The sequence below is a fragment of the Nocardia sp. CC227C genome, assembly GCF_030767025.1.
Taxonomy (GTDB): Bacteria; Actinomycetota; Actinomycetes; order Mycobacteriales; family Mycobacteriaceae; genus Nocardia.
The window spans coordinates 164,899-181,774 of sequence record NZ_JASITE010000014.1 but is presented as its reverse complement, the minus strand read 5'-3'; the positions used below and the strand labels follow the sequence as shown (position 1 = coordinate 181,774).

17 protein-coding genes and 1 pseudogene are annotated in these 16,876 nt (G+C 67.4%); 9 read left to right on the top strand and 9 right to left on the bottom strand.

Annotated elements, in window-relative coordinates; genetic code table 11:
• Positions 1-31: 31 nt before the first annotated feature.
• Genes QMO76_RS26710 through QMO76_RS26685 form a run of 6 tightly spaced genes read left to right on the top strand, consistent with a single transcriptional unit; the run spans position 32 to position 4,938 of the window.
• Positions 32-991 (top strand): PstS family phosphate ABC transporter substrate-binding protein, encoded by a 960-nt coding sequence (locus QMO76_RS26710; protein WP_306364073.1) that lies wholly within the window; start codon positions 32-34, stop codon positions 989-991.
• Positions 988-1,971: a phosphate ABC transporter permease subunit PstC gene (pstC, locus tag QMO76_RS26705; protein WP_306364072.1), complete on the top strand. Its 984-nt coding sequence runs from the start codon at positions 988-990 to the stop codon at positions 1,969-1,971. Before QMO76_RS26710 ends, pstC begins: the two co-directional genes overlap by 4 nt.
• Positions 1,971-2,870 (top strand): phosphate ABC transporter permease PstA, encoded by a 900-nt coding sequence (gene pstA, locus QMO76_RS26700; protein WP_306364071.1) that lies wholly within the window; start codon positions 1,971-1,973, stop codon positions 2,868-2,870. Before pstC ends, pstA begins: the two co-directional genes overlap by 1 nt.
• Positions 2,871-2,889: 19 nt before the next feature.
• Entirely contained in the window at positions 2,890-3,762 is an 873-nt protein-coding gene (pstB, locus tag QMO76_RS26695) for a phosphate ABC transporter ATP-binding protein PstB (protein ID WP_306364070.1), read from the top strand.
• A 1-nt stretch (position 3,763) separates the two neighbouring features.
• Complete coding sequence (locus tag QMO76_RS26690; protein ID WP_306364069.1) at positions 3,764-4,564, top strand: response regulator transcription factor; 801 nt, start codon at positions 3,764-3,766, stop codon at positions 4,562-4,564.
• Between the two features lie 14 nt (positions 4,565-4,578).
• Positions 4,579-4,938, top strand: coding sequence for a metalloregulator ArsR/SmtB family transcription factor (locus QMO76_RS26685; RefSeq protein ID WP_306364068.1), 360 nt, complete (start codon positions 4,579-4,581; stop codon positions 4,936-4,938).
• 60 nt (positions 4,939-4,998) lie between these two features.
• Here QMO76_RS26685 and QMO76_RS26680 read toward each other — a convergent pair whose 3' ends face one another.
• Together QMO76_RS26680 and QMO76_RS26675 are read right to left on the bottom strand one after the other, a co-directional pair.
• Positions 4,999-6,081 carry an NAD(P)/FAD-dependent oxidoreductase gene (locus QMO76_RS26680; protein WP_306364067.1) on the bottom strand — a complete coding sequence of 361 codons (1,083 nt, stop codon included), beginning with the start codon at positions 6,079-6,081 and terminating at the stop codon, positions 4,999-5,001.
• A complete protein-coding gene (locus QMO76_RS26675; RefSeq protein ID WP_306364066.1) occupies positions 6,078-7,313 on the bottom strand; it encodes an MFS transporter in 1,236 nt (411 codons plus the stop codon). The genes QMO76_RS26680 and QMO76_RS26675 overlap by 4 nt, the downstream gene beginning before the upstream one ends.
• A 147-nt stretch (positions 7,314-7,460) precedes the next feature.
• Here QMO76_RS26675 and QMO76_RS26670 point away from each other — a divergent pair, with 147 nt between their 5' ends.
• A complete protein-coding gene (locus QMO76_RS26670; protein ID WP_306364065.1) occupies positions 7,461-8,348 on the top strand; it encodes a metalloregulator ArsR/SmtB family transcription factor in 888 nt (295 codons plus the stop codon).
• Between the two features lie 72 nt (positions 8,349-8,420).
• On the opposite strand, the pseudogene QMO76_RS26665 reads toward QMO76_RS26670, so the two are convergent.
• Positions 8,421-8,579: pseudogene (locus QMO76_RS26665) on the bottom strand (FAD-dependent oxidoreductase); the annotation flags it as partial.
• A 193-nt stretch (positions 8,580-8,772) separates the two neighbouring features.
• Positions 8,773-9,504, bottom strand: a complete 732-nt coding sequence (locus QMO76_RS26660) for an SDR family oxidoreductase (RefSeq protein ID WP_306364064.1) — start codon at positions 9,502-9,504, stop codon at positions 8,773-8,775.
• Positions 9,505-9,605: 101 nt separating this feature from the next.
• On the opposite strand from QMO76_RS26660, the gene QMO76_RS26655 reads away from it, so the two are divergent.
• On the top strand, positions 9,606-10,196 hold the full coding sequence (locus tag QMO76_RS26655) for a TetR/AcrR family transcriptional regulator (protein WP_306364063.1): 591 nt from the start codon (positions 9,606-9,608) through the stop codon (positions 10,194-10,196).
• A 127-nt stretch (positions 10,197-10,323) separates the two neighbouring features.
• Here the strand turns inward: QMO76_RS26655 and QMO76_RS26650 are convergent, their stop codons facing one another.
• Complete coding sequence (locus QMO76_RS26650) at positions 10,324-11,199, bottom strand: alpha/beta fold hydrolase (protein WP_306364062.1); 876 nt, start codon at positions 11,197-11,199, stop codon at positions 10,324-10,326.
• Positions 11,200-11,287: 88 nt separating this feature from the next.
• Here QMO76_RS26650 and QMO76_RS26645 point away from each other — a divergent pair, with 88 nt between their 5' ends.
• Entirely contained in the window at positions 11,288-11,866 is a 579-nt protein-coding gene (locus QMO76_RS26645) for a TetR/AcrR family transcriptional regulator (protein ID WP_306364061.1), read from the top strand.
• A 144-nt stretch (positions 11,867-12,010) separates the two neighbouring features.
• Here QMO76_RS26645 and QMO76_RS26640 read toward each other — a convergent pair whose 3' ends face one another.
• The 4 genes from QMO76_RS26640 to dapF form a co-directional block, all read right to left on the bottom strand.
• Positions 12,011-13,156, bottom strand: coding sequence for an acyl-CoA dehydrogenase family protein (locus QMO76_RS26640; protein ID WP_306364060.1), 1,146 nt, complete (start codon positions 13,154-13,156; stop codon positions 12,011-12,013).
• Between the two features lie 167 nt (positions 13,157-13,323).
• Positions 13,324-14,205 carry a lysophospholipid acyltransferase family protein gene (locus QMO76_RS26635; protein ID WP_306364059.1) on the bottom strand — a complete coding sequence of 294 codons (882 nt, stop codon included), beginning with the start codon at positions 14,203-14,205 and terminating at the stop codon, positions 13,324-13,326.
• 96 nt (positions 14,206-14,301) lie between these two features.
• The gene (gene hflX / locus QMO76_RS26630) at positions 14,302-15,759 is read right to left on the bottom strand and encodes a GTPase HflX (protein ID WP_306364118.1); all 1,458 of its coding nucleotides are present in this window, start codon (positions 15,757-15,759) and stop codon (positions 14,302-14,304) included.
• Positions 15,760-15,995: 236 nt separating this feature from the next.
• The gene (gene dapF, locus QMO76_RS26625; RefSeq protein ID WP_306364117.1) at positions 15,996-16,874 is read right to left on the bottom strand and encodes a diaminopimelate epimerase; all 879 of its coding nucleotides are present in this window, start codon (positions 16,872-16,874) and stop codon (positions 15,996-15,998) included.
• Positions 16,875-16,876 lie beyond the last annotated feature (2 nt).

Here is a 16,876-nt window from a genome sequence, read left to right as displayed (position 1 = left end):
GCACGGGATTCGAACAGGAAGGCAATCCACCATGACGATGCGCCAGTTCAAGCGTGCACCCGTGCTGGTACTCGGCGCCGTCACCGCGATGACCCTGACCGCTTGCGGCGGAGGCGATTCCGGCAACGGCGAGGAACTATCGGGACCGGTCGTGATCGACGGCTCCTCCACCGTGGAGCCGCTGTCCTCCGCCGCGGCCGAACTGTTCATGGGCGAGAACCCCGGCGTGCAGGTCACGGTCGGCACCTCCGGCACCGGTGGCGGTTTCAAGAAGTTCTGCGTCGCCGAGACCGACATCTCGGATGCCTCACGCCCGATCAAGGATTCGGAGGCGCAACTGTGCGCCGACAACGGTGTGCAGTTCAGCCCGCTGCAGGTGGCGAATGACGCCCTCACCGTGGTGGTCAACAAGGAGAACACCTGGGCCACCTGCCTGACGGTCGACCAGTTGAGGACGATCTGGGAGCCCGGCTCGACGGTGAACAACTGGAACCAGGTCGATCCGTCCTTCCCGGACGAGCCGCTGGGCCTGTACGGCGCGGGTGCGGATTCGGGCACCTTCGACTACTTCACCGACGCGATCAACGGCGAGGAGGGCGCCAGCCGAACCGACTACAACCCCAGCGAGGACGACAACATCACCGTTCAAGGCGTCGCCGGGGCGAAGGGCGGGATGGGCTACTTCGGCTTCTCGTACTTCGAGGAGAACGCGGATCGGCTGCGCGCGGTCGAGATCGACGGCGGTGACGGCTGTGTGGCGCCCTCCGTCGAGGCCACGCAGGACGGCTCCTACGCGCCGCTGGGCCGTCCCCTGTTCATCTACGTCTCCGACGACGGCCTGGCCAAGCCGCAGGTGGCCGAGTTCGCGAAGTACTACATCGACAACAACGACGAGATCGTGACGGCGGCGCTGTTCGTGCCCATGACCGCCGCCCAGAAGGACAAGGCGCGCCAGGATCTGGCTGACCTCCAGGCCAAGGCTGGACAGTGACCGTCCGCACCACGAACTCCGAAGGCCGTCCGGAACCGGGCGGCCCTTCGGGCTGGCAGGGTCCGCCGATCGACCTGTCACCGCAGAGTTCCCGGATCGGCGAGAAGGTCATCCGGCTGGCGCTGCTGGGTTCGGCGCTGCTGTCGGTCGTCGTCACCGCCGGCATCGTGGCGTCGCTGTTCCTACCGCTGGGCGAATTCTTCCGGCACGTCGGGATCACCGAGTTCCTCTTCGGCACCGAGTGGACCGCGGCGTTCGGCGACAAGTTCGACTGGGACGACAAGTCCTGGGGTGTGCTGCCGCTGGTGGTGTCCACCCTGATGATCACCGCGATCTCGCTGGTGGTCGCGGTGCCCCTCGGACTGGGTGCGGCGGTGTACCTCAGCGAGTACGCACCGGAGCGGGCTCGGCGCATTCTCAAGCCGCTGCTCGAGATTCTCGCGGGCATTCCCACCGTGGTGTACGGCTTCCTGGCACTGACGGTGATCACGCCGATCTTGGCGCGGTTCGTCAGCTTCGACGGCATCTACACCAACCTCGCGCCGGGCATCGTCATGGGCTTCATGATCGTGCCGACGGTTGCCTCGCTCAGCGAGGACGCCATGTCCGCCGTACCGCTGGCGCTGCGGCAGGGCTCGTACGCACTGGGCGCGAATCGCATGAAAACGACGCTGTTCGTGGTTTTTCCGGCCGCGCTGTCCGGAATCGTGGCCGCCATCGTGCTTGGCATTTCCCGCGCGGTCGGCGAGACCATGATCGTGACGATCGCGGCGGGCAGCCGTGCGCATCTGTCCTTCGATCCACGTGAGGGCGCGCAGACCATGACCGGATTCATCGCCCAGATCGCCAGCGGTGACGCGCCGCAGGGCAGTCCGGTGTACTACTCGCTGTTCGCGGTCGGCGCGCTGCTATTCGTGATCACTTTGATCATCAACATGATCAGCATTCAGATGGTCCGCAAATACAGGCAGGTGTACTGATGCAGCTCAATACGCCCACCGCCAACCTGGTCAGGGATCTCCAAGGGGGTCGCCGCCGCGATATCGCCTCGGCCGCCTTCGCACTCGTCCTCTGGGCGTGCCTGGCCATCGTGTGCGTATTCCTGTTCTTCATTCTCGCGGTGATCGTGCAGAAGGGCCTGGCTCGCTTCGACTCCACCCTGGTGACGGAACAGCCGTCCAAGATCAGGCCGGAGACCGCGGGCGTGGCCTCGGCACTGTGGGGCACGATCTGGGTGTGCGCGCTCACCGCGCTCATCGCCCTCCCCCTCGGTATCGCGGCGGCGGTGTACATGGAGGAGTACGCCGATCAGACGAAATGGTGGAACCGCCTGATCGAGTTGAACATTCAGAACCTCGCGGCCGTTCCCGCCGTCATCTACGGCATCCTCGCGCTGGCGTTCGTGGTCCGCGGACCCATCTCGGTAGGCGGTGTGGTGCTGGCCGGTGCGATAGCCCTCGCGCTGCTCATCCTGCCGGTCATCATCATCACCACCCGGGAGGCGCTGCGTGCCGTCCCGCGCGAGATCCGGGACGGCTCACTGGCCTTGGGCGCGACCCTGTGGCAGACCACCTGGCGGCAGACGCTCCCGTCCGCGATCCCGGGCATCACCACCGGCTCGATCCTGGCGCTGTCCCGGGCCATCGGCGAGGCCGCACCGCTGATCCTGGTGGGCGCCACCACCTTCGTGACGTTCAATCCCGACGGCATCTTCTCGCGCTACACCACACTGCCGGTGCAGATCTACAACCTCGTGCCCCAAGACCGCCAAGCATTCCGCGATCTGGCGTATGCGGCGATCCTGCTGCTGATCATCGTGCTGCTGGCCATGAACGCCCTCGCGATCTGGCTGCGCAATCGCTACCAGCGCCGGTGGTGAACCCGTGAAGGAGACAACCATGCACCCAGCCCACACCGACGCGGCCGCAACCACGTCGACACCGCTCATCAGCATCGAACGCGGCCGGGAACTGCCACCGGTCGAAGGCGATCCCGACGGTGTCCTCTCGCTGCACGATCTGGAGGTCTACTACGGCGACTTCCGTGCGGTCACCGATGTGAACATGACCTTCGGCAGCCGGGAGATCACCGCGCTGATCGGGCCGTCGGGCTGCGGCAAGTCGACCGTGTTGCGCTGCCTCAACCGGATGAACGATCTCGTGCCCGGGGCTCGGGTCGAAGGCAGAGTCGCCTATCACGGGGTCGACATCTACGCCCCCGAGGTGGACGTCATCGAGGTGCGCCGCCATATCGGGATGGTCTTCCAGAAGCCGAATCCGTTCCCCAAGTCCATCTACGACAATGTCGCCTACGGTCCCCGCGTCACCGGTATGAAGGTCACGGACATGGACGACACCGTGGAGAAGGCGCTGCGCGGCGCGGCGCTGTGGGACGAGGTGAAGGACAAGCTCAAGCAGAACGCCTACGGACTGTCCGGTGGGCAGCAGCAGCGGCTGTGCATCGCCCGCGCCATCGCCACCTCGCCGGAGGTGATCCTCATGGACGAGCCGTGCTCGGCGCTGGACCCCATCGCCACCGGCAAGATCGAAGATCTGATGGCCGAGCTGGCGCAGCGGTTCACCATCATTATCGTCACCCACAACATGCAACAGGCCGCCCGTGTCTCCCAGCGCACCGGATTCTTCACCGCCGAGGCCGACGACAAGGGCCAGCGCACCGGTCGTCTCGTCGAATACACCACCACCGAGCAGCTCTTCGCGAACCCGCAGGACCCGAGAACCGAGGCGTATATCTCCGGCAGGTTCGGCTGACATGGACGATGCGCTGGTCGCGGCGTGGGAGGGCGGGGACGCCCAGTTCCGCACGCGCCGCCGGATCTGCGTTACCGAGGCGGTACGACGACGGGACCGGCTCGCGGCGCTGGTGATCGACGACGCCGCCACCGCCGCGGCACTCGCGGTGGCGGTAGCCGGGCAAGAGGTCGAGCTGCGGGTGTGCACGGATCCCGCCGTGGCCTTGCTGGCGGTGGGCCGCATGTGCCCCGACGCGGTGGTCCTCGGCCCGGTTCGGGGGCTGCTCGGCCCGCTCGACTTCCTGGGCATCGTCCGCCGCGACGAACCCGACCTCCCGATCGTGGTCGGGGTGGAGCGCGGATCGGCGGATTTCGCCGCGCTCGCCACCGACGCGGGCGCGACGGCGGTGGTCCGCAGGCCCTACCAGGTCCGAGAGCTGCTGACGATCCTCGGGTCACTGGCCCGGCGGCCGGACCCGCTCGAGATCCGACCCGTTCCGGTCGATCTCGGCAGGCTGCGCATCGACGGCATCGTGCCGCGCATGTGGGTCGACGGCAATGAGATCCAGCTGCCGCCCATGGAGTTCACGCTGCTGCGCTACCTCGCCGAACGCCCGGGAGCCGTTGTCACCCGCAAGGAGCTGATCAGGACGCTGTGGGGCGACCGGCCCGCGGCCAGCAACAGTCTCACGGTGCATATCATGCGGCTGCGGAAACGCCTGGGCGACGACGACCGCGATCCGGTGTGGATCCGCGCGGTACGCCGACTCGGGTATCAATTCGACGTACCGGCCCGTTCATCGGACGTTCACACCGATTGACAACGATGTCCACCATGGCATCGTCAACCACCTCCACCGCGGCCACGGCACTGCTCGACACCGGTGGCCACACCGCGGTCGCGAAGCTGTTCAAAGCGCTGGGCGACCCCATCCGGGTGAAGCTGCTGACCCTGATCCACGGCGCTCACGCGGGTGAGCGCTGCTTCTGCGACCTGGCCGAGGAATTCGACATGCCCCAGTCCAGCCTCAGCCACCACCTGAAGATCCTCGTCGCGGCCGGGATCCTCACCCGTGAACGCCGCGGCACCTGGAGCTGGTACCGCGTCGACCACGATGCCCTCGACGACATGGAGGCCATCCTTCGACCGGGCGGACCGCTGCGCAGCCATCCCGCCCGGCATCGTGCCTGCTGACGGGGCTGCACGCACATCCGTTCCGTCTATGTCGTGCAGCCCCGCATCGACTCGGGGGGACTATCCGGCCAGCACCGTCGCGGCGGCCGACCGGATATGCGGGGTCAGCGCCTGCATGACGTACTCGGCGTCGTGGCAGGCGCCACGTAGCGTGTTGGATTCGAATCTGCGCTGGAATTCCAATCCGACATAGCCGAGTCCGGGATGGGTGGTGGACAGCCCGCCCTCGTGCTGGGGAAGCCCGTCGACCAGCGCGCCGAGCGACTCCAGATAGCGAAGATTCGGACGGAAGCCGGTAGCGAAGATCACCGCGTCCACCGGTTCGGCGGTGCCGTCGTCCCACACCACTCCCTCGGGGTGGAAGGCCGTGAACATCGGCCGCCGATCGAATCGGCCGGCTTCCAGTGCCGCCCGGTAGCCGCCGGAATCCACAACCAGTGTGTTCGTCACCAGCCGGGCGAGCCACTGCGCCGGAAGTTTGTCGAAACCCGTCTCGTGCAACCAGTAGTGCAGGTCCTGACCGTCGCGGCGCTGCGGAACGAACGCGATCGGATTTCGCGTGGCGAGGGTGACGGTGGCGACCTCGGCGAGTTCGTAGCCGATCTGCACCGCGGAGTTCCCGGCGCCGACAACAACGACCCGCTGCCCCTCGAAGCCCGCTGGCTCCCGATACCGCGCCGAATGCAGCGACCGGCCGGTGAAGGTGTCGGCACCCGGGATGCGTGGTGTGAACGGATTACCGAACGATCCACTGGCGGCGATGATTCCGCCCGCTTCCCAGGCAGGCCCGTCACTCGTCGTCACCCGAAATCCGCCGGATGCGGTGATCGTGACGTCGGTGACCGTTGTGTTGCAACGGATGTCGGCCTCGAGCTCGGCCGCGTAGTCGCGCAGGTAGGCCGCCACCTCGTCGCGGGAAGGGTAATGGTCCGCGGGGCCGGGAAACGGCAGCCCCGGCATGGTGCTGTGCTCGGCGGGCGAGAACAGCCGCAGGCTGTCGTAATAGTGGGGCCACGATCCGGCGGGTTCCGGGCCCGCCTCCAGGACCACCGCCGCGAGGCCGTGGCTCTGAGCGGCTCGGGCGGCGGACAGGCCCGACTGGCCGCCACCGATGATGACGACGTCCGTGGTGTGTTCGTTCACGATGTTCTCCTCGAATAGATGACAGGGAAAGGTCTTTCGCCACCGGCGATCACCAGCGCGGCCAGCGCCACCGCGGCGAGAACGAAGTAGGAGTTCACGTAGCTGCCGGTCCACCCGGCCAATGCGGTGCCCGCCCAGGGCGCCAGGGCCATGACGATCACGATCGGCGCCTGCATGACCCCGTTGAGTCGGCCGTACTCGGCGGCGCCCCACCGGTCCGACACCGCGGTCGCCTGCACGAGGGTGAGCAGTCCCCGGACCACTCCGGCCCCGATCGTTCCGGCGATCAGCGCCGCGAGGCCCTGGGCGATGCCGAGTACCGCGACGGTGGCGGCGATCGCGGCGAGGATTGCGACCAGTCGGCCGTGCGCACCGGTCCGGGCCGCCCAGGGGAGGTAGCCGATCCGCCCCAGCACTTGGGCCGCACCACCCAACCCGAACGCGACGGATGCCACCGCCGGCGAGACCCCCCGTTCCAGAAGCAACGGAACAAGGTTGAACAGTGCCGCGAATGCCGCGAAGGCACCCAGTGCGAGGCCGGTCGTCACGGTGAGGAAACGCCGACTCCGGATCACGTCCCATCCCGCGTCGGCTGTCAGTTCACCGGGCGTCGGCGGCCGCGGCCACGGGCCTCGTAGTCCGAACCAGTGCAGCGGCACGGTCGAGATGCCGAGGAGCGCCGCGAGCGCGAGATACGTGCCGCGCCAACCGAGTGGGTCGACCAGCACCGCCGTCAGCGGCGCGAACACGGTACTGGCCAGGCCACCGGACAACGTGAGCACCATCAACGCCCGTACATGGCCCGGGTGATGCCAGCGGGTCAACGCGGCGAAGGCCGGTGGGTACAGGATCGCGCCCATCGCGACTCCCGCCAGCACCCAGCCCGCCGTGAACACCGCGAGGCTCGGCGCGGTCGCGATCACCACCAGCGCGGGGACGGCGAGGACCGACCCGCAGGTCATGATGCGTCGCGGCCCGCTCCGATCCAGTAGCCGACCGATGGGGATCCCGGCAATCGCGGACACGAGCAGACCGACCGAGAACGCCGCACTGAGCGGCGCCGGAGACCAGCCGGTGGACTCCGCGATCGGTACCGCCAGCACCGGGAAGGCGTAGTACAGAATGCCCCAGCTGATGATCTCGGTCAGACACAGCACGATCAGCACCCGACGTCGGCCCGCCGCCGCGAGTACCGCGGCCCCTGATGATCGCTGCGCGGCCGACCGGGTCATTCCGCCGTCGATCCCGCACCGATCACCGCGACACGCGGATCAGCCATCACATACTCCTTTAATCGACGTTCGTCTATCAACAATCGGGGACTCTATCGATGAACGTCAATCAATGCAACCATAGATCGACATCGATAGAATGGGCAGATGACGACCGCGGTCCCACCCGTACCGAGCGAACGCAGCGCTGATGCGCTGTCGGCGGAGGACGCGGCCACCTTCGCGGTCTGGTTCGCCTGCCTGGCCGACCCCACCCGGGTCAGACTGCTGCACCATGTCGCGCTCCACCCCGCCGGAGTGTCGGTGGGCGACCTGGCCGCAGCCCTCGGCATCCGGCAGCCGACCGTGTCCCACCATGTCCGCAAGTTGGCCGACGTCGGCTTCGTCACGGCGCACAGGCGTGGCACCAGCACCGTGGTCGCGGTCAACCCGGCCTGCTGCACCGGCCTGCCACATGCCGCGGACGCCGTCATGGGCCTGCTACCACCACCACGGTGCTGCCCCGACGACATCCCCGACGACGTCACCGTGCGCCCACTACACGATGCCGACGTGTCCGCGGTCCGCCGCATCGCCGAGGAATGGGTAGCTTCCGGCGCGGCTGGCACCGACGTCACGACCGCCGATATCCGTATCCCCGACCCCACCTGGCTACCGGACCACCGCTGGGTCGCAGCGGCGGACGACCGTGTCGCGGGTTTCGCCGCGCTCACCCCCGTCGCCACCGGTGTAGCCCGAACCAGCATCTGCGTCGCCGCGGACATGCGCGGGCGCGGTGTCGGAAAGGCGCTCCTACGTGCCCAGGTCGATGCCGCTGACGCCGCGGGTTTGTGGACGCTGGAGTCGTCGATCCCATCCGACAACCGCGCCGGTATCGGGCTGCTGCACACCGCCGCGTTCCGCACCGTCGGGGTCCGCGATCGCCTCCTCAGGACCGACAGCGGCTTTCGCGATGTCGTACTGCTGGAACGACGAAGCTTCGCCTCGTCGGATGGTCAACTCCGACCGGCCCGTCCCGAGCCTTGCGCGAAGTGAGCACGCGCTCTCGAGAATTCGATGGATTGAAGCAGGCACCCATTCCGCCGGGCGTGTGCCGACCCGGATCGGCTACCGCCGCAGCTTCGCCCGCACGGCCAGTGCCGCGCGCTCACCGGAAGTGGCCGCGTCAGCGAGCGAGGGCATATCGAGCTGGTAGTCGCCGGCGAGGTGGATATTTCCGAGCGGGTCACGCAGGGTGGGCAGGGACCTGCGGAGGCCGGGTGCCCACCGTTGAGATCCTCGGTGTAGGAGTTTCGGATTAACGGTGGATCCGACCTCGGCGCGCCATCCGCGACCTGCCCGATCACCTCTTCGGTGGCCCGGATTGACGTTGTCGAAGCGCCCACCGGACGACGAGTCGACCAGACCGCCATCGATCAGCATCAGTTCATCATGGGTGTTGCCCATGATTGGATTTCGCTCAGGCACCGAAGCCGCCGTCGATATCGAGGCTGGAGCCGGTGATGTAGGCGGCGTCGGGTCCGGCGAGATAGGAGACGAAGGCGCCGATCTCCGCCGTGGTGCCGAATCGATCCGATGCCATGACGCCGAGCATGGTCGATGCGGCGGGGCCGTCGGCCGGGTTGGCGTCGGTGTCGATCGGGCCGGGCTGGATGTTGTTGATGGTGATGCCGCGTGGGGCCAGTTCGCGGGCGAGGCCGCGGGTCAGGCTCGCGAGGGCGCCTTTGGTCCCGGCATAGACCGATTGGCCGGGGAAGGGCGTGCGGTCGGCGTTGATGCTGCCTATGTTGATGATTCGCCCGCCGCTGCCCATGTGGGCCAGTGACTCACGGATCGCGACGATCACAGAGCGCACGTTGATCGTCAGCATCGCGTCGATATCTGCCATCTTCAGGTCGGAGATCGCGGCGAAGGTGCCGACCGCGGCGTTGTTGACCAGAATGTCCAGGCCGCCGAATCGGTCGACAGTCTGTGCGACGGCGGCCTCGATGTCTTGCTCGTGCAGGCTGTCGGCATGGATCGGGTGTGCGCCCGCCCCCGCCGCGACGGCCGCCGCGCGCTCCGCGGAATTGGCATAGGTGAACGCGACGTTCGCGCCGTCTGCTGCCAGCCGGGCGACGATACCGGCGCCGACACCTCGGGATCCCCCCGTCACCAGGGCGGTCTTGCCTTCGAGCGGTTGTGTGGTCATGTGCGTCCTCGCAGAGTTATGGAGTAGTTGCTCAAATACATCGCAGTCGGCGCGATTTGTCAATATTTGAGTAGTCGCTCCATAATTGTTAGGGTTCAGACATGCCCAGGCCCAGGAAGTTCGACGAGCATGCCGTGCTGACCGCCGTGCGAGACGCTTTCTGGCGCAACGGTTATGCGGCTACGTCGGTCCAAAACCTCTGCGATGCGGCCGGACTGGGGATGCAAAGCCTCTACGGAGCGTTCGGCAGCAAACACGATCTGTTCATCCGAATCCTCGACGACTACTGCGCCTGCCAGTTCGCCGGACTGGAGGCCGCAGTCACCGGTGACCCCAGCCCGTGGCACGGGGTCACCTCCGCGGTCACCTTCGACGACGGCGGCCGCATGGACCTGCCACCGCAAGGGTGCCTGATGGCCAACAGCGCCGCGCTCAGCGCGCAGGACGAGGAAGTCCGGGCGCGCGTGCGCCAGCTCTACGCCCGGACACACACGCTGTTCGTTCAACAGATCACCCGGGCGCGGGAGATCGGCGAGATCGACGGCGACGTCGACCCGGAGACGACCGCACGGGCGCTGATCTCCGTCATGCAGGGGATCGAATTCCTGCACAAATCGGGTATCGGCGAGGAGGAGTTGCACCTCGCCAAATCCGCTGCGCTCGAATTGATCCAGCGCTCCGTCGGGCGCTGACGATACCCCCACCAGAACTCGAGGATTCTGCCCGCATGACAACCATCGGCATCATCGGCGCCGGCGAGGTCGGCAGCCGAATCGCCAGGGCGGCTGTCCGGCCACCTCAGTGTCGCACCTCACCTGGTTATTCGATTTCGGCCAGGAACTCCAGCACCCGGGCGTTGACCTCGGCGGCCGACTCGCCCGCGATCGCGTGTGTAGCCGTCGGCCACAACTCCACGCGGGCGTCCGGCAGCAGATCGCTGGCGCGGGTGGCCGCGCGCTGGCCGTCGTGTATGACACTGCGGCCCGCGATGAGTGCGAGCACCGGGACTGTCATGCCGCGCAGTTGTGCGTCAGAGAGCAGGACGGGGGTTGGTAGCGCAATCCGGTAGGTCCGCATGCCCTCGTCGATCACCGTTGCCACCGGGTCGGCCTCGGCCACCTCGGCGCCGCCTGCGATCCAGGCCAGGAACGACGGTCGGGCCCAGCGCCGGATGCCCGGGACGAGGTTGAGCGCGGAGCGCACGAGTAGCGGGATCGGGAACCGGGCGAAGGTCTGAACCGGGTCGATCAGTGTCAGCGAGGCGATCCGGTCCGGCGCGCGCACAGCCAGATTGGCGGCGAGCCAGCCACCGAAGGAATAGCCGATGAGGTGCACGTCGCGCAGGGCCAGCGTGGTGAACACGGTGTCGAGCCATGCGGCCTGGTCCTCGGCGTTGCGGATGGGAGCGGTCTGAACGCTGCGTCCCGGCTCGCCGATCAGATCGAGGGCATAGACCGGGCCGCGCGTGACGAACGCGGGGAGGTTGGGCTCCCACATGATCGTCGTGCCCGCCCGGCCGGGGAGCAGCACCATCGGGGCGGGACCGGGTTCACCGAAGCGGTATACCCGCGCAGTACCGAACGCCGTCGGGACGTCGCGCTGTTCGGTGACGGCGGGCAGCGCGGAGAACCCCCGGTCGTATACCGAGTCGTACTCGCCGCGGGCCTGCGGCGAGGTGAATCCACCGAGCGTCATCGAGACCTCCCTTCTTTGGCGATACGATCGGATCGTAAACAGTTTCGCAACGGTTCGCAATCCGTTCGTATTGCAAAGAGGTGACGTGATGCCCAAGCGGGTTGATCACGAGCAACGTCGACGGCTCATCGCCGACGCGGTCCGCCACATCGCGGCCGATCGGGGCCTGGAAGCGGTGAGCCTCGGTGAGGTCGCGGCTGCGGCCGGCATCTCGAAGGGCCTGGTGCAGCACTATTTCCCGAGCAGGGACGCCATGCTGCGCTACGCGACGGGAACACTGCGGGACCAGGTGGACAACCGTGTGCGGACCGAGTTCGCTGGTGGACTAACCGGCCTGCGCGCCGCACTGGTCGCTCTCCTCCCCCTTACCGACGAGAGTCGGACCGACGCGTTGGTCGCGAACGCGTTCACTGTGCGCGCACTGAAGGACCCCGAGATCGCCGATCGATTCCGCGTCGGTCACTCACAGCTCCGCGACGCCGTCGCCGCCATGGTCACCTTCGCCCAGGCAGACGGCGACCTGCGCGCGAAACTAGACCCAATCCAGGAAGCCGACCTTCTACTGGCCCTCGTCGTTGGCCTCGGCGACGCGGTCCTGCTCGGGCACCGAACGCCAGCGGAGGCGACATCGCTCCTGGACCATCATCTGTCCCGACTGAAGCCCTGACCCCACAAACCGAATCAAGAGTACTTCACCCGCCCAGACGGGATACCCCTAAGGAGTACCCCACCGGAAACGAGCATCTTTCAGAGCTGAGACGGGAGCCAAACGGGAGCGCAGCCGCTTCCTGAGCCGGGAAACCGCCTCCGATCAGGCAAGTTTCAAACTCCGCCCGATGATCTCCTTCATGATCTCCGTGGTGCCGCCGTAGATGGTCTGCACCCGGGCGTCCATGTACGCCTTGGCGATCGGGTACTCACGCATGTAGCCGTAACCGCCGTGCAGTTGCAGGCATTTGGTGATGAGGTCGATCTGCTCCTCGGTGCTCCACCACTTGGCCTTGGCCGCGTCTTCGGGGGACAGCTTCTCCTGGTTGAGCAGGGCGATGCAGTGGTCGACGAAGACGCGGACGGCGGTGGTCTTGGTGGCGAGTTCGGCGAGGACGAAGCGGGTGTTCTGCTGGGCGCCGATGGGTTTGCCGAACGCCTTGCGGTCGCGGACGTACTGGCAGGTCAGGTCCAGGCAGGATTCCATGGCGGCGGCGGCCATGACGGCGATGGACAGGCGCTCCTGCGGGAGGTTCTGCATGAGGTGGATGAAGCCCATGCCCTCGGTGCCGAGCAGGTTCTTGCCGGGAACGCGGACATTGTCGAAGGAGAGTTCGGCGGTGTCCTGCGCCTTGAGGCCGATCTTGTCGAGATTGCGGCCACGGGTGAAACCGGGCATATCGCGCTCGACCACGAGCAGCGAGAAGCCCATAGCGCCCTTCTCGGGATCGGTCTGGGCGACCACGATGACGATATCGGAGTTGATGCCGTTGGTGATGAAGGTCTTGGAGCCGTTGAGGATCCAGTCGTCACCGTCTTTGACCGCGCGGGTCTTGATGCCCTGCAAGTCCGATCCGGTGCCGGGCTCGGTCATGGCGATGGCGGTGATGATCTCGCCGGTGCAGAAGCCGGGCAGCCAGCGCGCCTTCTGCTCGTCATCGGCCAGTTCCAGCAGGTACGGCGCGATGACGTCGTTGTGCAGCCCGAAACCCAGGCCCGAGTACATGCCCTTGGTGGTTTCCTCGGTGACGATGGCGTTGTAGCGGAAGTCCTTCACCCCGCCGCCGCCGAACTCCTCCGGCACCGCCATTCCGAGGAAGCCCTGCTTACCGGCCTCCAGCCACACCGCGCGATCGACGACGCCCGCCTCTTCCCACCGCTCGTGGTTCGGGGCGACGTGCTGATCCAGAAACTTGCGGAAGGACTCCCGGAACAGCTCGTGTTCGGGTTCGAAAAGGGTGCGCTCCACGCCGACCTCCTATGTGACCACAGCGGCACTGATGCCTACGTCACATACGGTACACCGAAGTCGAATCACCGTTTACTTCCGACCCCGGAAAAGTGGTCGGAACTGCGGCTGCATCCGAGACGACAACGGGTCGCACCAGACGAACGACCGTAAACCTGACGGTCCGGTCAGGGGCGGCCCACCGCCTGTATCACCCGGCCCAGCAGGCTACGGCCGCGATCGGCGTCACGCTGGGCGAGCAGGAAGCGGATCTCCTCCTCGAGCGCCTTGCGCACCACACCCTGCAATTCGAGGGCCGCCTCGGCCGGATCGGAGGCGTCGGCCCACGCACTGGTGTCGATGGGATCGCCGAGGGAGAAGTAGAAGCGCTCGGGCTTGGGCAGCAGGGTCGGCCCGAGACCGCGAATCAGCGGCGGGGTGAGGCTGGCGCGCAGGCCCAGCGCCTCCACCAGGCCGCGCACCGGGCGCATGGCCGGATGCGCGCCGTCGAAGACCACGTCGTACACGTCGTCGCCGCCGATCATGCCCATCGGCACGATGGGCGCGCCCGCCTCGATGGCCATCTGCGCGAAGCCGGTGCGGCCATTCCAGTTCAGGACGTACTTCTCCTGCTTGCCGCTCATGGCTTCCCGGCCGCCGCCCGGGAATACCGCGACGATCTCGCCCTGCCGCAGCAGGGTGGTGCAGTTGTGCCGGTTCCCGCGCACCACCCCGAGGTGATGCAGCACATCGCGCAGTCCCGGCACGTCGATCAGCACGTTCTCGGCCAGCCCCCGCGCCAGCCGTCCGGTGCGGCGCAGGATCTCGTGCGCCAGCATGGGTGCGTCCATGCCGCCGGTGAGGGTGTGGTTGCCGACCAGCAGCACCGGCCCGTCGGTAGGCAGCCGGTCCAGTCCGTAGAACCGCGGACTGAACCAGGCCCGACCCGGTACCGCCAGCACGTCCAGGATGCGGCGATCGCGGTCGGACAGCTCCACATGCAGCGGCGCGCCGTCGGTGAGCGCCGGGCGATCGGTCTTGTCGGACAAATACGTGACTCGGTCGGACACGAAATTCCCTCCCTGCAGAAAATTCGATTACGTCATGGTAACGAAAACCACTGCAAGGCACCGATTGTGGGTGTCACACCTCGAACGTGACTCAGCTCACCCGGCGTGCGCGAATTCGGTGAGCGCCGCGGCCAGCGCCCGCGGCACCCGCGCCCGCAGCCTGGTCCCGGCCTCCTCGTGCTCCTCACTGAGGATGCGGCCGTCCGCGTGCACCCGCGAGAGCAGGTCGCCGCGCGAATACGGCAGCAGCACACCGACTTCCACATCCAGGCCACCGAGGATCTCGGCCAGCCGATCCCGCAGGTCGGTCAGGCCCGCACCGGTGCGCGCGGAGACGAACACCGCATCGGGCATGGCCGCCAGCAGCTGGGTCAGCTCCACCGGATCCAGCGCGTCGATCTTGTTGACCACCAGCAGTTCCCGCGGAGCCGGGATATCCGACTCGCGCAGCACCTCGGTGACGACCTCGCGCACCGCCTTGATCTGCTGAGCGGGCAGCGGATCGGAACCGTCCACCACATGCAGCAGCAGATCCGCGCCGGTCACCTCTTCCAGGGTGGAGCGGAACGCCTCGACCAGCTGGGTGGGCAGATGCCGGACGAAGCCGACCGTATCGGTGAACACCACCTCGCGACCGTCCTCCAGGGCGGCGCGGCGGGTGGTGGGATCCAGGGTGGCGAACAGCGCGTCCTGCACCAGGATTCCGGCGCCGGTGAGCGCGTTCATCAGGCTCGACTTGCCGGCATTGGTGTAGCCGACGATGGCGACCTGTGGAATACCGCTCGAGGTGCGCTTGGAACGCTTGGTGTCGCGGGCGGTCTTCATCTCGCGGATCTCGCGGCGCAGCTTGGCCATGCGTTCGCGAATCCGGCGACGGTCGGTCTCGATCTTCGTCTCACCGGGACCGCGCAGACCCACGCCGCCATTGCTGCCAGCACGACCACCGGCCTGCCGGGACATGGACTCACCCCAGCCGCGCAGTCGCGGCAGCATGTATTCCATCTGGGCCAGCGAGACCTGCGCCTTACCCTCGCGTGAGGTGGCGTGCTGGGCGAAGATGTCCAGGATCAGGGCGGTCCGATCGATCACCTTGACCTTGACGACCTTCTCCAGTGCGGTCAGCTGGGCGGGGGTCAGTTCACCGTCGCAGATCACGGTGTCCGCGCCGGTGTCGAGCACGACGGCGCGCAGTTCCTCGGCCTTGCCGGAGCCGATGTAGGTGGCCGGGTCCGGCTTGTCGCGGCGCTGGATCAATGCGTCGAGCACCTCGGAACCGGCGGTTTCGGCGAGCGCGGCCAACTCGGCCATGCTGGCCTCGGCCTGCGTCGCCGTGCCCTCGGTCCAGACGCCGACCAACACCACGCGCTCCAGGCGCAGCTGGCGGTACTCGACCTCGGTGATATCGGTGAGTTCGGTGGACAGCCCGGCCACGCGGCGCAAGGCGCTGCGGTCCTCGAGCTGCAGCTCACCGACGGTGGGATCGGCGGACCAACCGTTACCGGTGGTCTCGGCGATCTCGTCGGCGATCTCCTCGGCGGGAGTGAACTCGTACATTTCTTGTTTGCTCATACACCTCCATCGTCCCACGAAGGAACAAGAAGGCGCATTCTGTTATTGCTCATCCGCCTCTCCGCGTCTTCAGCGCGCAGCTGAGAGCCGTCGACGGTCGTGCACGCGTGCTTGCGGTCCGTACCGAACCGATTGTGGGCGTACCCGACGAGTTACCCCGGACCTCACGAGATCAGACGTCGCCTTGCGGTATCTCACCTGGATCGGGCGACGTGCGACCGTCAGGCGTCTTGCCACCATTTCGCCGCTATACGACCGGTCGCCACGAGGACCGAGGGGCCGCGCAGGGTGGCGGTGCCGTGGTCGATGGTGACGGTGACCTCGCCACCGGGAATGCGGACGCGCACCTCGCCGGATTCGGCGTCGATGTCGACGCCCGCGCGGACCAGGGCGGCGGCCGCGGCGGCGACGGTGCCGGTGCCGCAGGAACGGGTTTCGCCGACACCGCGCTCGTAGACGCGCATATCCACCGCGCCGTCGTGCAGCGGGGTCAGGATCTCGACATTGACCCCGTGCGGGAAGACGGCGCGGTCGAAGCCGGGGGCCGCGGTGAGATCGAGGGCGGCCAGGGTGGCGGCGGTGAGCGTCGGGTCGACGCAGGCCAGGTGGGGGTTGCCGACGTCGACGCCGAGGCCGGTGAAGGTGCGGCCGGACAGGGTGGCGGTGGAGGTGCCGAGCCGGCGCACCCGGCCCATGGCGACGGTGACCTCGCCGTGCACCGCGTCGGCGTGGTGGACGACCACGGGGCGGGCTCCGGCGCGACTGCCGACCACGAATTCGTCGCGGCTCTCCAGACCGGTGGCGGCGAGATAGTGGGCGAAGACGCGGACCCCGTTGCCGCACATCTCGGCAATGGAGCCGTCGGCATTGCGGTAGTCCATGAACCAGTCGGCGGCGGCGACGCCCTCGGGCAGTGCCGCCAGCACGCCGGTGTCGACGAGCGCGCCCGCGCGCGCCACCCGCAGCACCCCGTCCGCGCCGAGTCCGCGCTGCCGGTCGCACAGCGCCGCCACACGGGCTTCGGTCAACTCCAGCCACGCGTCCGGATCGGGCAGCACCACGAAGTCGTTCTGGGTGCCGTGTCCCTTGCTGAATTCGATCT

Excerpts from the sequence above, each read along its gene's own strand:
- QMO76_RS26655 (WP_306364063.1), top strand. The coding sequence starts at position 9,606 with ATGCCCAGGCCCAGGAAGTTCGACGAGCATGCCGTGCTGACCGCCGTG.
- QMO76_RS26675 (WP_306364066.1), bottom strand. The coding sequence starts at position 7,313 with ATGACCCGGTCGGCCGCGCAGCGATCATCAGGGGCCGCGGTACTCGCG.
- QMO76_RS26650 (WP_306364062.1), bottom strand. The coding sequence starts at position 11,199 with ATGACGCTCGGTGGATTCACCTCGCCGCAGGCCCGCGGCGAGTACGAC.
- QMO76_RS26670 (WP_306364065.1), top strand. The coding sequence starts at position 7,461 with ATGACGACCGCGGTCCCACCCGTACCGAGCGAACGCAGCGCTGATGCG.
- QMO76_RS26660 (WP_306364064.1), bottom strand. The coding sequence starts at position 9,504 with ATGACCACACAACCGCTCGAAGGCAAGACCGCCCTGGTGACGGGGGGA.
- hflX (WP_306364118.1), bottom strand. The coding sequence starts at position 15,759 with ATGTACGAGTTCACTCCCGCCGAGGAGATCGCCGACGAGATCGCCGAG.
- QMO76_RS26645 (WP_306364061.1), top strand. The coding sequence starts at position 11,288 with ATGCCCAAGCGGGTTGATCACGAGCAACGTCGACGGCTCATCGCCGAC.
- QMO76_RS26690 (WP_306364069.1), top strand. The coding sequence starts at position 3,764 with ATGGACGATGCGCTGGTCGCGGCGTGGGAGGGCGGGGACGCCCAGTTC.
- pstA (WP_306364071.1), top strand. The coding sequence starts at position 1,971 with ATGCAGCTCAATACGCCCACCGCCAACCTGGTCAGGGATCTCCAAGGG.
- QMO76_RS26710 (WP_306364073.1), top strand. The coding sequence starts at position 32 with ATGACGATGCGCCAGTTCAAGCGTGCACCCGTGCTGGTACTCGGCGCC.
- pstB (WP_306364070.1), top strand. The coding sequence starts at position 2,890 with ATGCACCCAGCCCACACCGACGCGGCCGCAACCACGTCGACACCGCTC.
- QMO76_RS26685 (WP_306364068.1), top strand. The coding sequence starts at position 4,579 with ATGGCATCGTCAACCACCTCCACCGCGGCCACGGCACTGCTCGACACC.